The following is a 20,565-nucleotide window of genomic DNA, read 5'->3' on the forward strand; positions in this document are numbered from 1 at the left end:
GGCCGGTCGGGTCACCCCGACCGGCCGGACCGCGTCCGGCGTACCTGACTCAGGCTGCCGCGGAGGTCCGCACCAGGGTGCGGATCTGGCGCAGCAGCACCGACAGGGCGGCGAGATCCGCCCGTGACTCGTCGAACTCACCCATCGCCCGTCGGGCGCGGTGGATGGAGGTGGCGTTCGACTGCTCCCACTGCTGCACCCGCTCGTGCGGCGGCAGGTCGCCCGGGGTGGAGTCGAGCACCTCCGCGGTGAGCGCGGCGAGCGCGGCGTACAGGTCGTACCGCAGCGCCATCCGCGCAAGGGTCTGCCAGCGGTCCTCCCGCGGCAACAGGGAGATCTTCGACAACAGCGAGTCCACCCGGAACAGGTCGGACAGCACGAAGTAGACCGAGGCCACCTCGCTGACGTCCCGCCCACTGGCGTTCGCGGTCTCCACCACGTCCATCAGACCGAAGCTGTACATCAGCCGGGTGGCCCGCTCCGCCAGCTCGCGGGGTAGCCCACGCTCGGTCATCGAGTCCATGTGCGCGGCGATGCCCTGGCGCTCGTTGCCGTAGAACAGCTCCTCCAGCCCCGGCAGCAGCCGGGTGACCCCGTCGCGCAGCCGGGCGATCTCGGCCGGTACGTCGATCGGCGAGCGCCGGTTGGAGACCAACCACCGCACCGCGCGGTCGAGCAGTCGACGGGTGTCCAGGTAGACGCTGGTCTGCAGCTCCGGCGCCACCTTGTTGTCCAGCGCCTCGACCTCGTCCCACAGGTCGCGCAGGCCGAACACCTCGCTGACCACCACGTACGCCCGGATCACGTCGGCCGCGCTGGCCGCCGTCTCCTCGACCACCCGGAAGATGAACGAGATGCCACCCCGGTTGATCGCCTCGTTGACCAGCACCGTGGTGACGATGTCCCGGCGCAGCCGGTGCCGGCCCATCCGGTCGGCGAACCGCTCGCGCATCGGCGTCGGGAAGTAGTTGACCAGGACGTCGGTCGTCCACTCCTCGTCGGCCAACCCGTCGGTGAGGATCTCCCGCTCAAGGACGATCTTCACGTACGCGAGCAGCACGGCGAACTCCGGCGCGGTCAGCCCGGACTCGCTGCGGACCGCCAGTTCCTCGTCCGGCGGCAGCGCCTCCAACGCGCGGTCCAATCCGCCCGAACGCTCCAGCTCGTTGATCATCCGACGGTGCACCGGGAGCAGCGAGGCGGCCTGGGCCTGGGCGTTGTTGATCGCCCGAGCCTGGTCGTAGTTGTCGCGCAGCACCAGCTCCGCGACCTCGTCGGTCATCCCGGCCAGCAACTCGTCCCGGTCGGCCATGGTCAGCTCACCATCGGCCACCGCCGTGTTGAGCAGGATCTTGATGTTCACCTCGTGGTCGGAGGTGTCCACCCCGGCCGCGTTGTCGATGAAGTCCGTGTAGATCCGGCCACCGGTCAACGCGTACTCGATCCGGCCGAGCTGGGTCCAGCCCAGGTTGCCGCCCTCGCCCGCCACCCGGCAGCGCAGGCTGCGCCCGTCCACCCGGATCGCGTCGTTGGACTTGTCGCCCACCTCGGCGTTGGTCTGCGTGGAGGCCTTGACGTAGGTGCCGATGCCGCCGTTCCAGAACAGGTCCACCGGAGCGGTGACGATCGCCTTCATCAGGTCCTGCGGCGACAACTGCGTGACGTCGTCGTCCAGGCCGATCGCCGCCCGGACCTGCGGCGTGATCGGGATGGACTTCGCGGTACGCGGGAAGATGCCGCCACCTGCCGAGATCAGCTCCGGGTTGTAGTCCTCCCAGGAGGAGCGGGGCAGGTCGAACAGCCGTCGACGCTCCGTGTACGAGGTGGCGGCGTCCGGCTCCGGGTCGAGGAAGATGTGCCGGTGGTCGAAGGCGGCCACCAGCCGGATGTGCTCGGAGAGCAGCATCCCGTTTCCGAACACGTCGCCGGACATGTCGCCGACGCCGACCACTGTGAAGTCCTGGGCCTGGGTGTCCAGACCCAGCTCCCGGAAGTGCCGCTTGACCGACTCCCAGGCGCCCCGGGCGGTGATGCCCATCTTCTTGTGGTCGTAGCCGGCGGATCCGCCGGACGCGAACGCGTCGCCCATCCAGAAGTTGTGGGCCTTGGAGATCTCGTTGGCGATGTCGGAGAACGTCGCGGTGCCCTTGTCGGCCGCCACGACCAGGTACGGATCGTCGCTGTCGTGCCGGACCACGTCCTCGGGCGGCACGATCTGCCCGCTGACGATGTTGTCGGTGACGTCCAGCATCGCGCCGACGAACTCCTGGTAGCAGGCGACCGCCTCGTCCCGGTCGCCCGGCTTCTGCTTCAACACGAAGCCGCCCTTGGCGCCGACCGGCACGATCACGGTGTTCTTCACCATCTGCGCCTTCACCAGGCCCAGCACCTCGGTCCGGAAGTCCTCACGACGGTCGGACCACCGCAACCCGCCCCGGGCCACCGGCCCGAACCGCAGGTGCACACCCTCGAACCGCGGCGAGTAGACGAAGATCTCGAACTTCGGTCGCGGCGCGGGCAGGTCCGGAATGGCCTGCGGGTCGAGCTTGAACGCCACGTACGCCTTCGGCCGCCCGTCGGCGCGCTTCTGGTAGAAGCTGGTCCGCAGGGTCGCCTCGATCAGCGTCAGGTACGAGCGCAGGATCCGGTCCTGGTCCAGGCTCGCCACGTCGTCCAGCGCGCCCCGGATCGTCTCCACCAGCTCACCGCTGCGCTGCTGGCGCTGTTCGGCGCTCAACTCGCCCGGCGCGAACCGGGTCTCGAAGAGCTCCACCAGCAACGCGGCGAGCTTCGGGTACGCGATGAAGGTCTGCTCCATGTAGTCCTGCGAGAAGACCGTGCCGGCCTGCCGCAGGTACTTCGCGTACGCCCGCAGCACCACCACCTGCCGCCAGGTCAGCCCGCCGCGCAGCACCAGCTCGTTGAACCGGTCCACCTCGGCCTCGCCGCGCCAGGCGGCCGCGAAGGCGTTCTCGACGTGCGGGCGCACCTCGGCCAGCTCGTGATGCCCCTCGGGCAGCATGAGGCCGAAGTCGTACAGGTAGACCCGACCGTCGATCCGGTCCACCTCGTACGGGTGCTCGTCGACCACCCGTACGCCGAGCGAGTGCAGGACCGGCAGCACGGCGGAGAGCATCATCGGCTCGCCGTACCGGTAGACCTTGAACCGGACGTCCATCGCCTCAGCCAGGTCGGCTCCCGGCACCCGGGTGCCCGGCCGCGGCGCCAACTGCTTGCGGAACAGGTGCATCTCCAGCTGGCCGGGCTCCTCCAGCAGCTCCAGCTTCGCCAGGTCCTTCATCGCCTCGTACGGCGTGTGCCCGTCCTTGTAGCCCTCCGGGAAGGCGTCGGCGTACCGGGTGAACAGGTGCTTGGCCTGCTCGTCGCCGAGCTTGCGCTCCAGCACCAACCGGTAGTCGTCGTCCCACAGTCGGGTGGCGTCGGCCAACTCCTCGGCGAGCAGGTCGGCGTCGATGTCGCCGGGTGGCCGCGTCGGGTCGGTGCGGACGATGAAGTGCACCCGAGCCAGCATCGACTCGGTGACCCGGGTGGTGTAGTCCACCCCGACACCGTTCAGCTCACGCAGCAGGATGTCCTGCATGCGCAGCCGGTTCTGGGTGGTGAACCGGTCCCGGGGCAGGTAGATCAGGCAGGAGATGAACCGCCCGTACGCGTCCCGGCGCAGGAACACCCGCAGTTGCCGTCGGCCGGCCATCCGCAGCACGCCGACCACCGCGTGGTACAGGTCGTCGGTCTTGATCTGGAACAGCTCGTCGCGCGGGTAGGTCTCCAGGATCTGGATCAGATCCTTGCCCGAGTGGCTGCGCTGGCTCAGACCGGAGCGGTCCAGCACCTCGGCCACCTTGCGGCGTACCACAGGCAGCTCGCGGACGCTGGTCCGGTAGGCGGCCGTCGAGAACAGCCCGAGGAACCGCCGCTCACCGATCACGTCACCGGCGGAGTTGAAGATCTTGAAGCCGATGTAGTCCAGGTACGCCGAGCGGTGCACGGTGGCCCGGGAGTTCGCCTTGGTGATGATCAAGAGGCGCTTCTCCAGCACCTTCTCGTGCGCCTCGGGCGTCATCGAGGACAGCGACCGCGCATCCGGCGAATCGGAGCGCAGGATGCCCAGACCGGTGCCGAGCACCGCCTCCAACGCCTTGCCCTCGACCGGGTCGGCGGCGTCGCCGCCGTCGGCGTCCACCAACCGGTACTCGCGGTAGCCGAGGAAGGTGAAGTGGTCCTGGGCGAGCCACCGCAACAACTCCACCGAGTCGGTGATGTCCTTTTCCGGCACCGGTGGGCGGTTGTCAGAGGTACGGGCGGACGCCAGTTCGTCGGCGAGTGCGAGGGCCCGCTGACGCATCTTCGGCCAGTCCTCGACCGCCTCCCGCACGTCGGTGAGCACCCGCTGCAACTCGCGGCGCAACCGGTCCCGTTCGGCAGCGTCCCGGACCGGGTCGATCTCGATCCGCATCCAGCTCTCGATGATGTCGCCGGCGATCGCGTCGTCCGGTTCCACATCCGCGGAGACCTCGGTGAGTCGGCCCAGCGGCTCCCGCCGCACCACCACCAACGGGTGCACCAGCAGGTGCACGTCGAGGTGGTACGAGTTGAGCAGCGCCGTCACCGAGTCGACCAGGAACGGCATGTCGTCGGTGACGATCTCGACGACCGTGTGGTGCTGGTCGGCGTGCGGTTCGTGGATCCGCAGCTTCAACTCGCCCGGTACCCGCTGCTGGGCGAGATCCCGGTGTGCCCGGGCCGCGTCGAGCATCTCTTCCGCCGTGAAGCCGACCAGCTCCTCGTCCGGGGCGAACCGCCAGAAACGGCCGACAAGTGTCGCCGCGTCGTGGTCGTCCCCGGCGAGCGCGACGGCCTGGGCCACCAGGCGCTCCGCGTTGGGAACGGGTTCGTCGAGCTCGGCGTCCTCCACGTCGTCGGCCAGCGCCTCGGCTGGCAGACCCAGATCGTAGATGGTGTCGATGCTCGACCCGGTCAGCCCGGTGACTCCCGTGTCGAGTCGGCCGTAGCCGTCCCCGTCGGTCGCCGAATCGAAGCTGTCATCGTCCCGGCCGGAGTCATCCTGCCGGAGGTCGGGTTCCGGTTTGATCGCCGGACGCCGGTCCATCGGTGCCACTCCCCTCGACCCACCGCGTTGTGGGTCACTCTGCCGCCCAGCCTAGGCCCTGCCGTTGTGCGCCTTCGTCGGCGGACCACTGGCCAGACGTCCGGATCGGGACTTTGTCCTTTCACCCGTTGCGGGTCCGAGGTAGGCCGGCTGCGGGATACCCCGCCACGCGATGTTCATCACACGGGTGCGGCTCGTCTTTGAGCGCGGCCGAGCACCTGCGGGACGTTGGGGACGGCGTTCCCGTACTACCGTGCGAGGGCAGTCCGAGATCGGAAGGACCAGCTTCATGCCCTTGTCGTACCCCCGGCCCCACCGGCCGAACCCCGCCCGCCGGCTTGCCGCCGGCGTCACCACGGCGCTGCTCGCGGCGGGTGTCCTCGTCGGTTGTTCCGGTGACGACGGGCCGCAACGCACCGTGGACGCCTTCCTCGCGGGCTGGCGCAGCGGTGACCTCCAGGCGGTCGGTCTGATCGACCCGCTCGGCTCGAAACTGCCGTCGGCGGACGTCGCACGTGAGATCAAGGAGCTCTCCGGTGAGCTGGCGGCCACCCCGCCCACGCTGACGCGTCGCGGCGAGCCGAAGATCACGAAGGACATCGCGACCACCACCGTCCAGGTGGAGTGGGCCCTGCCCGGTCAGGCCCGATGGGCGTACGACCGGGAGGTCCGGCTCGCCCACGGCGGCGACGACCAGTGGCAGGTGATCTGGGAGCCGACGGTGGTGCACGAGCAGCTCACCAAGGGTGACCGGTTGGCGCTGCGTCGCGACGCCGGTGCCCGCGCCGCCGTGCTGGACAACGCCGGGAAGCCACTCGTGACCCCGCGCACCGTGGTCCGGGTGGGTGTGCAGCCCAACGGGGTCGCCGACCTGAAGAAGCTCGTCAAGGACCTCGACGCGGCGTTCAAGGCCATCCGCCCGGCGCTGGTTCCCGGCGTCGACCTGGCCGATCTGCCCGAGAGGGTGGCCAAGGCCGAGCCGGGTGCCTTCGTCGAGGTGGTGTCGCTGCGCGAGGAGGCGTACCGGCAGATCAAGCCCCGGATCTACGACCTGCCCGGCACCAAGTTCGTCACTGACAAGATCGACCTGGCGCCCACCCGCGAGTTCGCCCGTGCGCTGCTCGGCACCGTCGACCCGGCGCAGGCCGACGACCTCGCCGCGCATCCCGACCGGTACGTCGTCGGCGACCTGGTCGGGCACGGCGGTCTACAGGGCCGCTACGACGAGCGACTGCGCGGCGGCCCCGGGCTGACCGTGGTGGTCGAGCGTCCGGCCGAGGGCGGCAAACTCGAACCCACCGGCGCCGAGCTGTTCCGCCGGGAGCCGCAGCCCGGGCAGGCGCTGAAGACCACGCTGGACGTCGCCGTCCAGAACGCGGCCGACGGGGCACTGCGCGCCGAGCCGCGCCGCTCCGCCCTGGTGGCGCTACGGATCAGCGACGGCGCCGTGCTCGCCGCCGCGAACGGCCCCGGTCCGGCCGGGCAGAACCTGGCCTTCGACGCCCAGGTGCCTCCCGGCTCCACCTTCAAGATGGTCAGCACGCTGGGCCTGCTGGACCGGGGCGCGGTCACGCTGGACGGGCCGGTGGACTGCAAGAAGACCTTCACCGTGGACGGCAGGTCCTTCAAGAACTCGGACAACTTCGAGCTCGGCTCGGTGCCGTTCCGCACCGACTTCGCCAAGTCCTGCAACACGGCGTTCGCCGCGCTGGCCCCGAAGCTCGGCGGCGACGGGCTGGCCGCCGCCGGTCGCTCGCTGGGCCTGGAGGGTCAGTGGGATCTCGGCACGGACGCCTTCACCGGCAAGGTCTCGACGGGCGGCAGCCTCGCCGAGCAGGCCGCCGCGTCGTTCGGGCAGGGCACCACGTTGGTCAGCCCGCTCGCCATGGCCGGCGCCACCGCCGCCGTCGCCCGCGGCCGCTTCGAGCAGCCGAAGCTGCTGATCGACCCGGCACCGGCCAAGCCGGCCCCGGCGGGCGAGCAGCTCAAGCCGGAGTCGGTCGCGGCGCTGCGCACGATGATGCGCGAGGTGGTCACCGCCGGCACCGGCAGCGCGCTCAAGGACGTGCCGGGCGAGGTGTACGGCAAGACCGGCACCGCCGAGTACGACGACAACCCGGCGCACACCCACGCCTGGTTCGTCGGCTGGCGGGGCGACGTGGCGTTCGCCGTCTTCGTGGAGAAGGGCGGGGCCAGCACCGCCTCGGCCGTCCCCATGGCCGAGCGTTTCCTCCGCGCTCTCCCCACCCCCTGACCCCACCACCTGGAGGCCCCGCCGGGCGTCGGGCCATCGCCCGGCGCAGGGCCTTGATCCACTCGGTTTCGCTGAAACTGTGGTGTCCGAGCCACTCGGACACCCCGGATTCCCTGAAACCGAGTCGATCAAGGCCCTGCGGCCGAGGACCGGGTCAGGCGGTGTCGGCCTCGTGCCTTTCGGACGTGTTCTGGCTCGACGGGGTGGTGCGTCGGAGAAGACCTGGGCCGGCCGACGCCGGCGGGCCGACCGGTTCGCGGTCAACCAGGGACGCGATGCTGGCCGCGACGCCCGACGGCTCGGAGTGGGCCCGTCCGCCAGTGCCGGGTGACTCCCCCTCGACAGGGACGTCGTACGGCACCGTGCTCACCGACGAACCGATGTCGGGGACACCGACGTCGGCAGGGCCGTCATCGGCAGACCCGAGCGCAGCAGGCCCGCTATCGGCGTGGTCGATGTCAGCGGGGTCGTTGCCAGTGGGTGATTCACGCCGCGCAACCCGCTCAGCACGGTCGAGCCCGTCGAGCCCAACCAGCCCGTCGAGCCGCTCGGCACGGTCGGGACGCTCGGTGACGGTCGCGGTCCGGCCGTTGCCGCGCCGCGGGGAGGGCGTCGGCCGTGCCGCCAGCAGTCGGGGCGGCACTGCCTCCGGGGCGGTCACCGGCGCCAGACCGGCGACCACTGTGTTGACGATCTCGGCAGCGTACGAGCCGTCCGGGTCGTAGTCGGGGTCGAAGACGGTCAGCTCCACGCCGAGGCAGTGCGGGGTGTCGACCAGGCCGGCGAGCAGGATCTCCAACTCGGCGAAGGCGATTCCACCCGGGTCGGGGGCGTCCACGGCGGGCATCACCGCCGGGTCGAGCACGTCCACGTCGATGTGCACCCAGTAGCCCGCGCAGTCGGCGAGTTGCTCGTGCGCCCACTGGGCCGTCCGGGCGGCGCCTTCGGCGCGCAGCGCCGGCACCGGTCGGGTGGTGATCCCGGCGGCCTGGAGGTCGAGCCGGTATTCGTCCTGGGCCCGGATGCCGAGCACCACCACGTCGATGTCGCGGAAGTAGGGCCGGCGGCCCTCCAGCGCGGCCAGGTCGGCCTGCCCTCGCCCGGTGACCAGAGCCAGGTCCTCACCGGCTGCGGCGCCTACGTAGGAGGCGTTGCCGGGGTGCCGGAAGTCGGAGTGCCCGTCGACGAAGACCAGCCCGATCCGCCCGCCGACGGCCTCGCCGAGGCGGTGCATGGCCAGGGCCGAGCCGAGGAGCACGGAGCAGTCGCCGCCGAGCACCACCGGGAACTCGCCCCGGTCGATGATCGAGCCGATGCGTTCGGCGAGGGCCAACGAGTAGTCGGCGATCTCCCTGGCGTGACACACCCCGTCGCCGGGCCGCCAGTCGCCCGGGTCGTACCGGGCGGGGGTGACGCAGCCGGCGTCGCGGGCGCGGAGCCGGGCCAGCAGGTCGTGGTCGCGCAGCGCCCCGGGCGCCTTGGCGCAACCCGGGACCGACGTGGGCGTCGGCGGCCGTAGACCGAGATTTGTCGGCGCGTCGAGGACGGCGATCCGGCGCATCGTGAGCTCCCGTCCTCGGTGGTCGGGCGGGCCGGCCGGAACGCCGGCCCGCGCTGGCGTGCTACGAACTCAGAACAGGGCGCTGGCCAGAGCCCGACGCGCCGAGGCGACCGCCGGATCGTCCGGGCCGGCAATGGAGAAGAGTGAGACCAGGTGCTGGCGAACCGTCTCACGGTCCTCACCGGCGGTGCGCCGGACCAGACCGACGAGCCGGGCGTACGCCTGCTCGGCCAGGCCGCTGAGCACCTCGATGTCGGCGGCCAGCAGCTGGGCGGCGACGTCGTCGGGGGCGCTCTCGGCGGCGGCCAGCGCGGCGGACGGGTCGGCGCCGGCCACCCGGCGGGCCACTCCGACCTGGGCCAGCCCCGCCGTGGCCGCGGCGTCCGCCGGGGCGTCGGCGAGGATCTTCCGGTACGCCTGCTCGGCGGCGTCCAGATCGCCGCTCATCAGCGCGTCGTCCGCCTCGTCGAGGCGGGGGTCCTCCGGCTCGGCGACTGCCACGCCACCGGCCTTGAGTACTGCCTGGATCCACTGCCGCAGCTGAGCCTCGGGAACAACTCCGGAGAAGGCGTCGACCGGCTGGCCGCCGACGACCGCGTAGACCATGGGGATGCCCTGCACCCGGAACATCTGGGCGATTCGGGGATTTTCCTGCACGTCGACCCGGGCCAGCACCCAGGTGCCGCCGCCCTCGGCGTTCAGCCGCTCCAGGACCGGGGCGAACTCGTCGCTCTCCGGGAAGCCGGCCGCACCGAAGAACACGACGACGGGCGTGGCCATCGAGCGTTCGAGCACGTCGGACTGGATGGTCGCCTCGGTGACGTCCACGATGGCGGTGTCACCGCCGGCGGTGGGCGCGCCGGGGGCGCCGTTGGACGGGCCGCCCTGCGGGGGCGTGCCGGGGCGGGTACTTGCTGGTGCGGGGCCACGCAGCGTGCTGAGGTCGACCGCGCCGCGGGTGAAGATCGACGAGGTGATCCGTGGGTCGCTCATGGTTACCTAGTCTCGCACGTGAGCCCGGATTCTCAGCTCACCCGCAACCCCGACGTTGCAACTCTCACGCCCCACGCCCCACCCCCGCGATCTTGCACTTTCTGTCGCCGCTATGCCGCATTCATGCCTTATGGCACTGCAGAAACTGCAAGATCGACGGGGTGGGGGTTCAGAAGCGGGCTGGCTCTCGGTAGGTGCCCCACTCGGCTCGCAGGGCGTCGCAGATCTCGCCCAACGTGGCCTCGGCGCGCACCGCGTCGAGCATGGCGGGGATCATGTTCTCGTCGGTACGGCTCGCCGCGATCATCCGGGTCACCGCGGCGCGCACCGCCTCCTCGTCCCGCCCGCTCTTGCGCTCGGCGAGCACCCGGCGCTGCTCCAGCTCCACCTCGTGCGAGATGCGCAGGATCTCCAGCTCCTTGGCGACCGTGCCGGTGTGGCAGTTGACCCCGACGATCTTCTTGTCGCCCTTTTCGAGGGCCTGCTGGTAGACGAAGGCCGACTCGGCGATGTGCCCGGTGAACCAGCCGTCCTCGATGCCGCGCAGGATGCCCGAGGTCATCGGGCCGATCTGGTGTGGCCCGTCTCCGCCGAGCTGCCGGATCCGGGCGAAGATCTCCTCCGCCTCGGCCTCGATCTTGTCGGTCAGCGCCTCGACGTACCAGGAGCCGCCGAGCGGGTCGGCAACGTTGACCACGCCGGTCTCCTCCATCAACACCTGCTGGGTACGCAGGGCGATCTCGGCCGACTCGTCGGTGGGCAGCGCCAGGGTCTCGTCCAGCGCGTTGGTGTGCAGCGAGTTCGTGCCACCGAGCACAGCCGCGAGAGCCTCGACGGCGGTCCGTACGACGTTGTTGACCGGCTGCTGCGCGGTCAGCGACACCCCGGCAGTCTGCGTGTGGAACCGCAGCCACAGCGCCTTCTCGCTGGTCGCGCCGTAGACGTCACGCAACCAGCGGGCCCAGATCCGGCGGGCGGCGCGGAACTTGGCGATCTCCTCGAAGAAGTCGAGGTGCGAGTCGAAGAAGAAGCTAAGCCCCGGCGCGAACACGTTCACGTCCAGCCCCCGCGAAAGACCAAGCTCGACGTAGCCGAAGCCGTCCGCCAGGGTGTACGCCAGCTCCTGCGCCGCAGTCGAGCCGGCCTCGCGGATGTGGTAGCCGGAGACCGACAGCGGCTTGTAGCGCGGGATCTCGGCGGCGCAGTATTCCATCAGGTCGCCGATCAGGCGCAGGTGCGGCTCCGGGTCGAAGAGCCACTCCTTCTGCGCGATGTACTCCTTGAAGATGTCGGTCTGCAGGGTGCCGTCCAGCTTGGACAGGTCGGCGCCCTGCCGCTCGGCGGCGACCAGGTACATGCAGAACACCGGCACGGCCGGGCCGGAGATGGTCATCGAGGTGGTGACGTCGGCCAGGTCGATGCCGTCGAAGAGCGCCTGCATGTCGGTGGCGGTGTCGATGGCGACGCCGCAGTGGCCGACCTCGCCGAGCGCCTGCGGGTCGTCCGAGTCGCGGCCCATCAGCGTCGGCATGTCGAACGCCACCGAGAGCCCGCCGCCGCCGGCGCCGAGGATCATCTTGTAGCGCTCGTTCGTCTGCTGGGCGTTGCCGAAGCCGGCGAACTGCCGAATGGTCCAGGTCCGACCGCGGTAGCCGGTCGGATACAAACCCCGGGTGTACGGATACTCGCCCGGCCATCCGATCCGTTCGAAGCCCGGATAGGTGGCGCCCTCCGGCGGGCCGTACACCGGCTCCACCGGCATGCCGGAGAGCGTGGTGAAGTCCGCGTCCCGCTTGCGCGCGGCGTCGTACCGGGCCTGCCAGCGCGCCCGTCCGGCGTCGATCTCGTCGGCGTCCATGAGCAGGGCTCCTCCTCGGGTCCTCGACTGCCTGTCGAGTGTAAGGCCCCTACCTGAACGATCGCTAAGTCAGGCCGTACCGGCGAGTAACGGCAGCCACCGCGTCGATCATGGAGTTGTGGTGGTGCACAATCCCGCAGCCGGGGCCAAACTGGCCACCACGACTGCATGATCGACTGGGAAGATGGCGCTGTAGAGCCTGCACCTCTCCGGCCATCGGCTACGCCGCAGGCCCGCCCATCGCCACGTCGTCGACCCGGATGTTGACCTCGTCGACCCGCAGCCCGTACGCCTCCACCGCCTCGGTGACCCGGGCCCGCACCTGGCTGGTGATCTCCGGCACCGGCTGACCGGCCTGGATCACCAGCACCAGGTTGACTACGGCGGCGTCCCCGGTCACGTGGGCCGAGCAGCCGCGCCGAGCGTCGCCAACCTGGTCCAACCCGACCCGGTCGAGGACCGAGTTGAAGAACCGGGCCACGTCGCCGCCCAGATCGGCCACGCCGGGCACCGCGCGGGCCGCCGCGACGGCGATCTTCTCGACCACCTCGTCGGAGACGTGCGTCGTCCCGCCGGTGGGCACCGACGCCGTGGTCAGCTCCTGCGTCGCCTCGTGGTCCATAGCCGCTCCCCCTGCTCCTCGCACCGGCCCCACCGCCGTGGGGCGGTGCGAGCCTACAAGGACGAGGTGGCCCCCGGACGTCCCCGGTGGACGGTCAGCGCGCGAGCTGGGCGAGCAACTCGTCCGCCGCCGTGTACGGGTCGGTAGCGCCCTCGGCGACCCTGGTGGCGAGCGTGGCCAACTCCGTACCGTCGCGAAGTGAGCCGATCCGGGCGCGGAGGGTGCCGAGCGCGATCGCCTCGATCTCGGCGGCGGCCCGCGTCTCCTGGCGGCGGCGCAGCTCGCCGTGCTCGACCAGCCAGCCCCGGTGCTTGTCGATGGCGGCGGCGATGTCGTCGATGCCCTCGCCCCGCGCGGCGACGGACCGGACCACCTGGGGCCGCCACTGCCCCGGCCCGCGCTCGCCGAGCGCGATCATGCCCTGGATGTCCCGGACGGTGGCGTCGACGCCGTCCCGGTCCGCCTTGTTGACCACGAACACGTCGGCGATCTCCAGGATGCCGGCCTTGACCGCCTGGATCGCGTCGCCCATCCCGGGTGCGAGCAGCACCAGCGTCGTGTCGGCGAGCGAGGCGACCTCCACCTCGGCCTGCCCGACGCCGACGGTCTCCACCAGCACCACGTCGCAGCCGGCGCCCTCCAGCACCCGGACCGCCTGCGGTGTGGCCGCGGCCAGCCCGCCGAGGTGCCCCCGGCTGGACATCGACCGGATGTAGACGCCCGGATCCGTGGCGTGGTCCTGCATCCGCACCCGGTCACCGAGGATCGCTCCGCCGGTGAACGGGCTGGACGGGTCGACCGCCAGCACGCCCACCCGGTGCCCGCGCGCCCGCAGCGCGCGGACCAGCTCGTTCGTGGTGGTCGACTTGCCCACCCCTGGCGAACCGGTCAGCCCGACCACCTGGGCCTGCCCGGCGTACGGCGCCAGCGCCGCGGCGATCTCCGGCAACAGCGCGTCGCCGTTCTCCACCAACGTGATCAGGCGAGCCACCGCCCGGGGGTCGCCCGTGCGGGCCCGTTCGACCAGCAGCGGTACGTCCCGGCTGCGGCGCACCGACGTGGTGCCCGCCGCCGGGACGTGCTCAGTCTCGCTCACTGGTCCGTCTCGGCCTTGCCCGGCACGTGGATGATCAGCGCGTCGCCCTGGCCACCGCCGCCACACAGCGCGGCCGCGCCGGTGCCACCGCCGCGCCGCTTCAGCTCGAGGGCGAGGGTGAGGACGAGACGCGCGCCGGACATGCCGATCGGGTGCCCCAGCGCGATCGCGCCGCCGTTGACGTTGACCTTGTCCGGGCTGATCCCGAGGTCACGGGTGGACTGGACACCGACCTGCGCGAACGCCTCGTTGATCTCGATGAGGTCCAGGTCCGCAACGCTCAGGCCGCCCTTCTTCAGGGCGTGGTTGATCGCGTTGGACGGCTGCGAGTGCAGGGAGTTGTCCGGGCCCGCCACGTTGCCGTGCGCACCGATCTCGGCCAGCCAGGTCAGCCCCAGCTCCTTGGCCTTGGCCTTGCTCATCACGAGCACCGCGGCCGCGCCGTCGGAGATCGGCGACGAGCTGCCGGCGGTGATGGTGCCGTCCTTGGCGAAGGCGGGGCGCAGCTTGGCCAGCGACTCGACTGTGGTGTCCGGACGGATGCCCTCGTCCTCGGTGATCACCAGTGGGTCACCCTTGCGCTGCGGGATGACCACCGGGGCGATCTCGTCGGCGAAGTGACCGTTCTTCTGGGCGGCGGCGGCCCGCTGGTGGCTGGCGGCGGCGAAGGCGTCCTGCTCCGCGCGGGAGATGCCGTGCCGGGCGCCGAGCCGCTCGGTCGACTCGCCCATCGAGCAGCAGTCCCAGGCGTCGCTGAGCCCGTCGTGTGCCATGTGGTCCTTGACCACCACGTCGCCGTACTTGTAGCCGGTGCGCTGGCCCATCAGCAGGTGCGGGGCGTTGGTCATCGACTCCATGCCGCCGGCCACCACGATGTCGAACTCGCCGGCGCGGATCAGCTGGTCGGCCAGGGCGATCGCGTCCAGGCCGGAGAGGCAGACCTTGTTGATGGTCAGCGCCGGCACGGACATCGGCACACCGGCCTCGACCGCCGCCTGCCGAGCCGGGATCTGACCGGTGCCGGCCTGCAGCACCTGACCCATGATCACGTACTGGACCTGGTCCGGGCTGACGCCGGCACGCTCCAGCGCGGCCTTGATGGCGATCCCGCCGAGCTTCGTGGCCGGGAGGTCCTTGAGGTTGCCCAGCAGCCGGCCCATCGGGGTCCGCGCGCCGCTGACGATCACCGAAGCCATGCCTGCCTCCGAAGGGGTGCCGAGCTGTACGCCTTAACGATTGTTCGGCCAGACTAGCGCCATGGCAGAGAACTCCCCCGTCGAGCCCGGTGCGGACTACGTCACAGACATCGGGCTTCGCAAGATTGACCACGTCGGGATCGCCGTGGCCGACCTGGACGCCGCGATCGACTTCTACCAGCGGACGTTCGGGATGCGCTGCGTGCACGTGGAGACCAACACCGAGCAGGGCGTCCGGGAAGCGATGCTGGCCGTCGGACCGACCACCGAGGGCGGCTGCGTGCAGTTGCTCGCCCCGCTCACCCCGGAGTCGACGATCGCGAAGTTCCTGGACCGCAACGGGCCGGGCGTGCAGCAGGTCGCGTACACGGTCGTGGACATCGACGCGGCCTGCGCGGCGCTACGCGAGCGCGGCATGCGCCTGCTCTACGCGACTCCGAGGCGTGGCACCGCCGACAGCCGGATCAACTTCGTGCACCCCAAGGACGCCGGCGGCGTCCTCGTAGAACTGGTCCAACCCGCCCCCACTCCCCACTGACCCACCCCACCCCTGTTGATCAAGAGGTTTGCGTCATCCCGCCCCGCGCAGATGACCTAACGCTCTTGATCAACGAGGGGTGGCGGGCGCTGGAGGCCGAGGCGCGCGCACGTCAGTGCGCGGTTGGCGGGGTGGCTGGACACCTTCACGCATCGGCGGATGCAGTTTTTCACAGAGGACTTCCCGGCCTAGCTACCGTTCAGTAACGTCCGGCCCCACAGGAGCGCGACCGGTGCCGGATGTGTCGAATGCCGACATGGCGGTCGTGCCCACCGGCGCCGACGATGGCAGCACCCGGGCCCGTGCGGGTGCGGAAGAACCGGAGGTCACCGTGCAGGACATCCTCGAAGCGATCATGGCGGCGGAGGAATCGAACGATCCGGACCGCGAACTCGCCGGCGTCGCCGGGCTGCCCGTACCGGAGAGCTACCGGGGCGTGGTGGTCCGCGCCGAGGAGTCCCGGATGTTCGACGGCATGGCCACCCGGGACAAGGACCCGCGCAAGGCGCTGCACGTGCAGGAGGTGCCGACGCCGGAGCTGGCCCCGGGCGAGGCGCTGATAGCGGTGATGGCCAGCGCGATCAACTACAACACGGTGTGGACCAGCATCTTCGAGCCGGTGAGCACCTTCAAGTTCCTGGAGCGCTACGGCCGGGTCTCCGAGCTGACCCGCCGGCACGACCTGCCATACCACGTGGTCGGCTCGGACGCGGCGGGCGTGGTGCTGCGCACCGGCCCCGGGGTGACCCGCTGGGCCCCCGGCGACGAGGTGGTCGCGCACTGCCTCTCCGTCGAGTTGGAGGACGCGGCCGGGCACGACGACACGATGCTCGACCCGCAACAGCGGATCTGGGGCTTCGAGACCAACTTCGGCGGGCTGGCCGAGCTGGCGGTGGTCAAGGCCAACCAGCTGATGCCCAAGCCGCGGCACCTGAGCTGGGAGGAGGCGGCCAGTCCCGGGCTGGTCAACTCCACCGCGTACCGGCAGCTCGTCTCGCACCACGGCGCCAACATGAAGCAGGGTGACGTGGTGCTGATCTGGGGCGCCTCCGGCGGCCTCGGTGGGTACGCCACCCAGATGGCGCTCAACGGCGGCGCGATTCCGGTCTGCGTGGTGTCCTCGCCGGAGAAGGCCGAGCTGTGCCGCCGGATGGGCGCGGAGCTGGTCATCGACCGGGCCGCGGAGGGCTTCCGCTTCTGGAAGGACGAGGAGACCCAGGACCCGGACGAGTGGCGGCGCTTCGGCGAACGGATTCGCGAGCTGACCGGCGGCGAGGACCCGGACATCGTGTTCGAGCACCCGGGCCGGGAGACGTTCGGCGCCAGCGTCTACGTGGCCCGACGCGGTGGAACCATCGTCACCTGCGCCTCCACGAGCGGCTTCCTGCACCAGTACGACAACCGCTACCTGTGGATGCACCTCAAGCGGATCGTGGGCAGCCACTTCGCCAACTACCACGAGGCGTGGCAGGCCAACCGCCTAGTCGCGCTCGGCAAGGTGCACCCGACGGTGTCCCGCACCTATCCGCTGGAGCAGACCGGCCAGGCCGCGTACGAGGTGCACCGCAACGCCCACCAGGGCAAGGTGGGCGTGCGCTGCCTCGCACCCACTGACGGGCTGGGCGTTCGTGACGGAGAGTTGCGGGCCCGGCACGAGGACGCGATCAACCGGTTCCGGGGTCACTGACCTCCCGGCATCCGGAGCGCCGGGGCGGTCCCGGCCGGACGGTGGAACGCCGGATGACCATTGCGCTGATCGCTCATTGTTCTTCCGCCCTCATTAGCGGATAAGTCACCCGGATCGAACAAAGGGCCTCGGGGTAACCCCGGGGCCCTTTTCCGCGTCACGCTGCGTGGCGTCCGACAGGCCGGGACCTGCCAAGATCGCCGATTGGTCCAACCTCGCCGATCGCGAGTGTTGACCATGTAAAGAGGGCACGAAAGCTTCGCACCGCTCTTGCGAAGCACCCTGGGGCGTCTGCCAGTATGTCCCAATGCCCCAGCAGCAGTCCTCCCCTCTCGCGTTCTTCGATAACGCGAACTCGCAGCCAGATTTCACCGTTGGCCTGCGCGGATACAACACCCATCAGGTCGACGACTTCCTCGGCCGGATGACCGCCGCGCTGACCCAGTCCGAGCAGGCTCGTGCCGAGGCCGAGCAGCGGATGAACGACGCCCAGCGTCGGCTCCGCCAGGCCGAGCAGCGCATGAGTGCGCTGGAGCAGAAGCTCACCGACACGAACAAGCAGCTCGAAGAGAACAGCCGACCCACCCTCTCCGGGCTCGGCACGCGCGTCGAGCAGATCCTGCGGCTCGCCGAGGAGCAGGCGAACGACCACCGCAACGAGGCCAAGCGCGAGTCGGAGGGCATCCTCTCCGCCGCCCGCCTCGAGGCCCGCGAGATCACCGACAAGGCCCGCGCCGAGGCCGCCGCCATGAAGGCGAGCGCCGAGCGCGAGGCGGGCAACCTGCGCACGGCCGCCGAGCGCGAGGCCGCCGAGGTCCGGGTGCAGGCTCGCCGCGAGGCCGACACGCTGCGCGCCGACGCCGACCGGGAGACCAAGCAGCTGCGTACGGTCACCGCGCACGAGGTGGCCGAGCTGAAGTCGACAGTCGAGCGGGAGGTCGCCACCCTGCGTGCCACCGCCGAGCGGGAGATCACCCAGCAGCGGGCGAAGGCCGCCCGCGAGGCTGAGGAGAAGCGCGCCGAGGCGACCAAGCTGCTCACCGACGCGCGGGACAAGCGCGACAAGGACCTGCAGGCCCTGGAGCTCCAGTTGGCCGAGCGTCGGGAGAAGGCCGAGCGCGAGGAGTCCGAGCGGCACGCCGCCCAGGTCGCGCAGACCCAGAAGATGGTCAGCGAGGCCGAGCAGCGTGCCCGGGCCGCGCAGGAGCGGGCCAAGGAGATCGAGCAGCGCGCCGAGGCGCGGCGGGTCGAGTCGGAGCGCAACGCGGCCGAGACCGTCGACAAGGCCAAGGCCCACTCGGAGAAGACCCTCAACGAGGCGAAGGCCGAGTCGCAGCGCCTGCTCACCGAGGCCCGCACCGAGGCGGAGCTGACCACGCAGGCCGCCCGCCGCGAGGTCGAGGACCTCACCCGGCAGAAGGACGCTGTCACGTCGCAGCTGGGTCAGATGCTCTCCGGTCTCGCCGGCATCGTTCCGGGAATGCCGGCGCAGGCCGCTCCGGCTGCCAAGCCGGAAGCAGCAAAGAAGACCGATGGTGGTCAGGAGCGGGTGCCCGCGGAGACCGCCGGCTGACGCGAGGCGTCAGGTAGGGGCATCGACGGCGCGAGGTGACACCGGGTAACCGGTGCCACCTCGCGCCGTATGCGTTTCCTCACCCGTGGTGTGCGCTGGCCGCAACGGAGTGAAGTAGCTCCCACATGGCCCGTCCGTATCGCCCCAGCAGGGCCCGTTGCGTGTGAGGATGGGGGCATGTCGCACGGCGAGGAACTGTTCGCTCTCGGCGGGGACGTGACGACGGAGCCCAGCTTCGAGTCCGCTCTGCGGGGGTACGAGAAGAAACAGGTCGACCGTTATGTCGCACGTGCTGAGCACGAGATCGCGACCCTCGCCTCCGAACGGGAACAGGCGTACACACAGATCCACAAGCTCGCCGGCCAGGTCGAGGTTCTCCAGCGCGACCTGACCCAGGTGCGCAAGCAGATGAACGTGGTCGACCGGGCGTCGTTCCGGCACCTCGGTCCACGGGTCGAGTCGATCCTCGCTCTCGCCGAGGAACAGGCGGAGGAGATCCTCGGCGACGCGAACGGCGAGATCGAGGCCCGGCGGGCCGCTGCCGAGCACATCATCGAGGAGGCCCGCGAGCAGGCCGACCGGGCACTGAAGGACTTCGAACTCGCCCTCGCCGCCCGACGGGCGGAGGAGGAGCGGCACAGCGCCGCGCAGCGGGCCGAGGCGGACGCCGCCCTGCGGTCGGCGAAGGACGAGTCGGCGCAGTTGCGCAAGGCCGCGCAGGACGCTCTGGCGAAGGCCCAGCAGGAGGCCACCCAACTGCGGGACTCCGCCAAGGAGATCCACACTCGGGCCCAGCAGGAGGCCACCAAGCTGCGCGAGACGGCCCGCGAGACGCTGGCCAACGCCCGGCAGGAGGCCAGCGATCTGCGCGACGCGGCCAAGGAGGTGCACGCCAAGGCGCTCCAGGAGGCCAAGCGGCTCACCGACACCGCGACCGAAGCGGGGCGAGCCACCCACGCCAAGGCGCAGCAGGAGGCCAAGCAGATCATCGACGACGCGTCGATGGCCGGTCGGGCGACCCGCGCCAAGGCGCAGCAGGAGGCCGAGCGGCTGACGACGCAGGCCACCGAATCGGCGAAGCGCAGCCGCGCCGAGACCGAGGCGTACGTACAGCGAATGCGCACCGAGACCGAGGCGTACGTGCAGCACACCCGGGCGCAGACCCAGCAGGAGCTGGGCGCGTGGCGGGCCGGGGTGGAGCAGGAGGTCAACTCCCGTCGGGAGGCGGCCGATCGGGAGTTGGCGCAGCGACGGTCCGCGGCCGAGCAGGAGTTCGCCAAGCGCCGCGACGAGTTGGACAAGCACCACGCGTCGCGCCAGCAGGAGCTGGAGGCCGGGCTCGCCAGCCGTCAGCAGGAGTTGGAGACCGGGTTCACCACCCGTCGGGACGAGCTGGAAACCGAATACTCCACCCGGAAGAACGAGCTGGAAAGCGAGTACACGGCTCGCAAGGACGAGATCGAGCAGGGCGCGGCCGGCATCCGTCAGGCGGCCGAGCAGGACGCGGCCGGGCTGCGCCAGCGCTCCGAGGCGGAGGCCGCCGAGCTGCTGAGCCGGGCCGAGGCCGAGGCCAGCGACAAGCGCCGCAAGGCCGACGAGCATGTCGCGGCGTCCCGGCGGCAGTTCGAGGAGTACGCGGCCACCACGCAGCAGCACCTGGCCACCACCCAGCAGCACCTGGCGGCGACCCAGCAGGAGTCTGCGGCGGGTCGTCAGCAGTTGGCCCAGGTGATGTTGGAAATCGCCCAGGCCCAGCAGCAGTTGGCGGATCTGCGGCAGGAGACGTGGAAGGCCCGGCAGGAGTCCGACGAGCTCCAGCGTCAGATGTCCGAGCTGCGGTTGCAGAGTGTCGCCGGTCCGATCGACGGCCCGACCGCGCCGGCCGGAGACGCCAGCGCGAGCGAAGGCGTACCCGGTGGTGGGGACGACGGCGCGAGCGTTACCGCCGGCGCGGACGCCGGGTCGGGTGCAGGCGCCGGGTCGGGCGCGGCCTCCGGGTGCTGGCTTCCCGGGTGGCGAAGCCCTGGCCGGGCGCGAAGGAGCCGGGCGAGTCCGA

General features: G+C 70.9%; 11 protein-coding genes and 1 pseudogene. 5 read left to right on the top strand and 7 right to left on the bottom strand.

All coding sequences use genetic code 11. The features are described 5' to 3' along the window. Window positions 1-49: 49 nt before the first annotated feature. A complete protein-coding gene (locus ABZ749_RS07990; protein WP_357224149.1) occupies window positions 50-5,131 on the bottom strand; it encodes an NAD-glutamate dehydrogenase in 5,082 nt (1,693 codons plus the stop codon). 289 nt (window positions 5,132-5,420) lie between these two features. On the opposite strand from ABZ749_RS07990, the gene ABZ749_RS07995 reads away from it, so the two are divergent. Continuing rightward, a complete protein-coding gene (locus tag ABZ749_RS07995; RefSeq protein ID WP_357224151.1) occupies window positions 5,421-7,385 on the top strand; it encodes a penicillin-binding transpeptidase domain-containing protein in 1,965 nt (654 codons plus the stop codon). 595 nt (window positions 7,386-7,980) lie between these two features. On the opposite strand, the pseudogene ABZ749_RS08000 reads toward ABZ749_RS07995, so the two are convergent. The 6 genes and pseudogenes from ABZ749_RS08000 to ABZ749_RS08025 form a co-directional block, all read right to left on the bottom strand. After that, window positions 7,981-8,946: pseudogene (locus tag ABZ749_RS08000) on the bottom strand (arginase family protein); the annotation flags it as partial. Window positions 8,947-9,015: 69 nt separating this feature from the next. Next, window positions 9,016-9,939 carry a tetratricopeptide repeat protein gene (locus ABZ749_RS08005; RefSeq protein WP_357198581.1) on the bottom strand — a complete coding sequence of 308 codons (924 nt, stop codon included), beginning with the start codon at window positions 9,937-9,939 and terminating at the stop codon, window positions 9,016-9,018. A gap of 169 nt (window positions 9,940-10,108) precedes the next feature. Beyond that, complete coding sequence (locus ABZ749_RS08010; protein ID WP_357224155.1) at window positions 10,109-11,797, bottom strand: methylmalonyl-CoA mutase family protein; 1,689 nt, start codon at window positions 11,795-11,797, stop codon at window positions 10,109-10,111. Window positions 11,798-12,017: 220 nt separating this feature from the next. Beyond that, window positions 12,018-12,419, bottom strand: coding sequence for an Asp23/Gls24 family envelope stress response protein (locus ABZ749_RS08015; RefSeq protein WP_357224158.1), 402 nt, complete (start codon window positions 12,417-12,419; stop codon window positions 12,018-12,020). 94 nt (window positions 12,420-12,513) lie between these two features. Beyond that, entirely contained in the window at window positions 12,514-13,515 is a 1,002-nt protein-coding gene (gene meaB / locus ABZ749_RS08020) for a methylmalonyl Co-A mutase-associated GTPase MeaB (protein WP_355008995.1), read from the bottom strand. Continuing rightward, entirely contained in the window at window positions 13,512-14,711 is a 1,200-nt protein-coding gene (locus ABZ749_RS08025; protein ID WP_357224161.1) for an acetyl-CoA C-acetyltransferase, read from the bottom strand. Before ABZ749_RS08025 ends, meaB begins: the two co-directional genes overlap by 4 nt. A gap of 61 nt (window positions 14,712-14,772) precedes the next feature. Here ABZ749_RS08025 and mce point away from each other — a divergent pair, with 61 nt between their 5' ends. From mce to ABZ749_RS08045, 4 genes are all read left to right on the top strand, one after another. Beyond that, the gene (gene mce, locus ABZ749_RS08030) at window positions 14,773-15,249 is read left to right on the top strand and encodes a methylmalonyl-CoA epimerase (RefSeq protein ID WP_355008997.1); all 477 of its coding nucleotides are present in this window, start codon (window positions 14,773-14,775) and stop codon (window positions 15,247-15,249) included. Window positions 15,250-15,580: 331 nt separating this feature from the next. Then, window positions 15,581-16,936, top strand: coding sequence for a crotonyl-CoA carboxylase/reductase (gene ccrA, locus ABZ749_RS08035; RefSeq protein WP_357224167.1), 1,356 nt, complete (start codon window positions 15,581-15,583; stop codon window positions 16,934-16,936). 307 nt (window positions 16,937-17,243) lie between these two features. Next, window positions 17,244-18,509: a DivIVA domain-containing protein gene (locus tag ABZ749_RS08040; protein WP_091405818.1), complete on the top strand. Its 1,266-nt coding sequence runs from the start codon at window positions 17,244-17,246 to the stop codon at window positions 18,507-18,509. A gap of 177 nt (window positions 18,510-18,686) precedes the next feature. Then, the coding region (locus ABZ749_RS08045; RefSeq protein ID WP_357224164.1) for a hypothetical protein at window positions 18,687-20,565 on the top strand (1,879 nt) is incomplete at its 3' end.

The sequence above is a fragment of the Micromonospora sp. NPDC047753 genome (assembly GCF_040642735.1).
Classification (GTDB): domain Bacteria; phylum Actinomycetota; class Actinomycetes; order Mycobacteriales; family Micromonosporaceae; genus Micromonospora.

Coding starts and splice junctions, on each gene's coding strand:
- ABZ749_RS08005 (WP_357198581.1), bottom strand. CDS start 9,939: ATGAGCGACCCACGGATCACCTCGTCGATCTTCACCCGCGGCGCGGTC.
- ABZ749_RS07995 (WP_357224151.1), top strand. CDS start 5,421: ATGCCCTTGTCGTACCCCCGGCCCCACCGGCCGAACCCCGCCCGCCGG.
- mce (WP_355008997.1), top strand. CDS start 14,773: ATGGCAGAGAACTCCCCCGTCGAGCCCGGTGCGGACTACGTCACAGAC.
- ABZ749_RS08015 (WP_357224158.1), bottom strand. CDS start 12,419: ATGGACCACGAGGCGACGCAGGAGCTGACCACGGCGTCGGTGCCCACC.
- ABZ749_RS08025 (WP_357224161.1), bottom strand. CDS start 14,711: ATGGCTTCGGTGATCGTCAGCGGCGCGCGGACCCCGATGGGCCGGCTG.
- ABZ749_RS08040 (WP_091405818.1), top strand. CDS start 17,244: ATGCCCCAGCAGCAGTCCTCCCCTCTCGCGTTCTTCGATAACGCGAAC.
- ABZ749_RS07990 (WP_357224149.1), bottom strand. CDS start 5,131: ATGGACCGGCGTCCGGCGATCAAACCGGAACCCGACCTCCGGCAGGAT.
- ABZ749_RS08010 (WP_357224155.1), bottom strand. CDS start 11,797: ATGGACGCCGACGAGATCGACGCCGGACGGGCGCGCTGGCAGGCCCGG.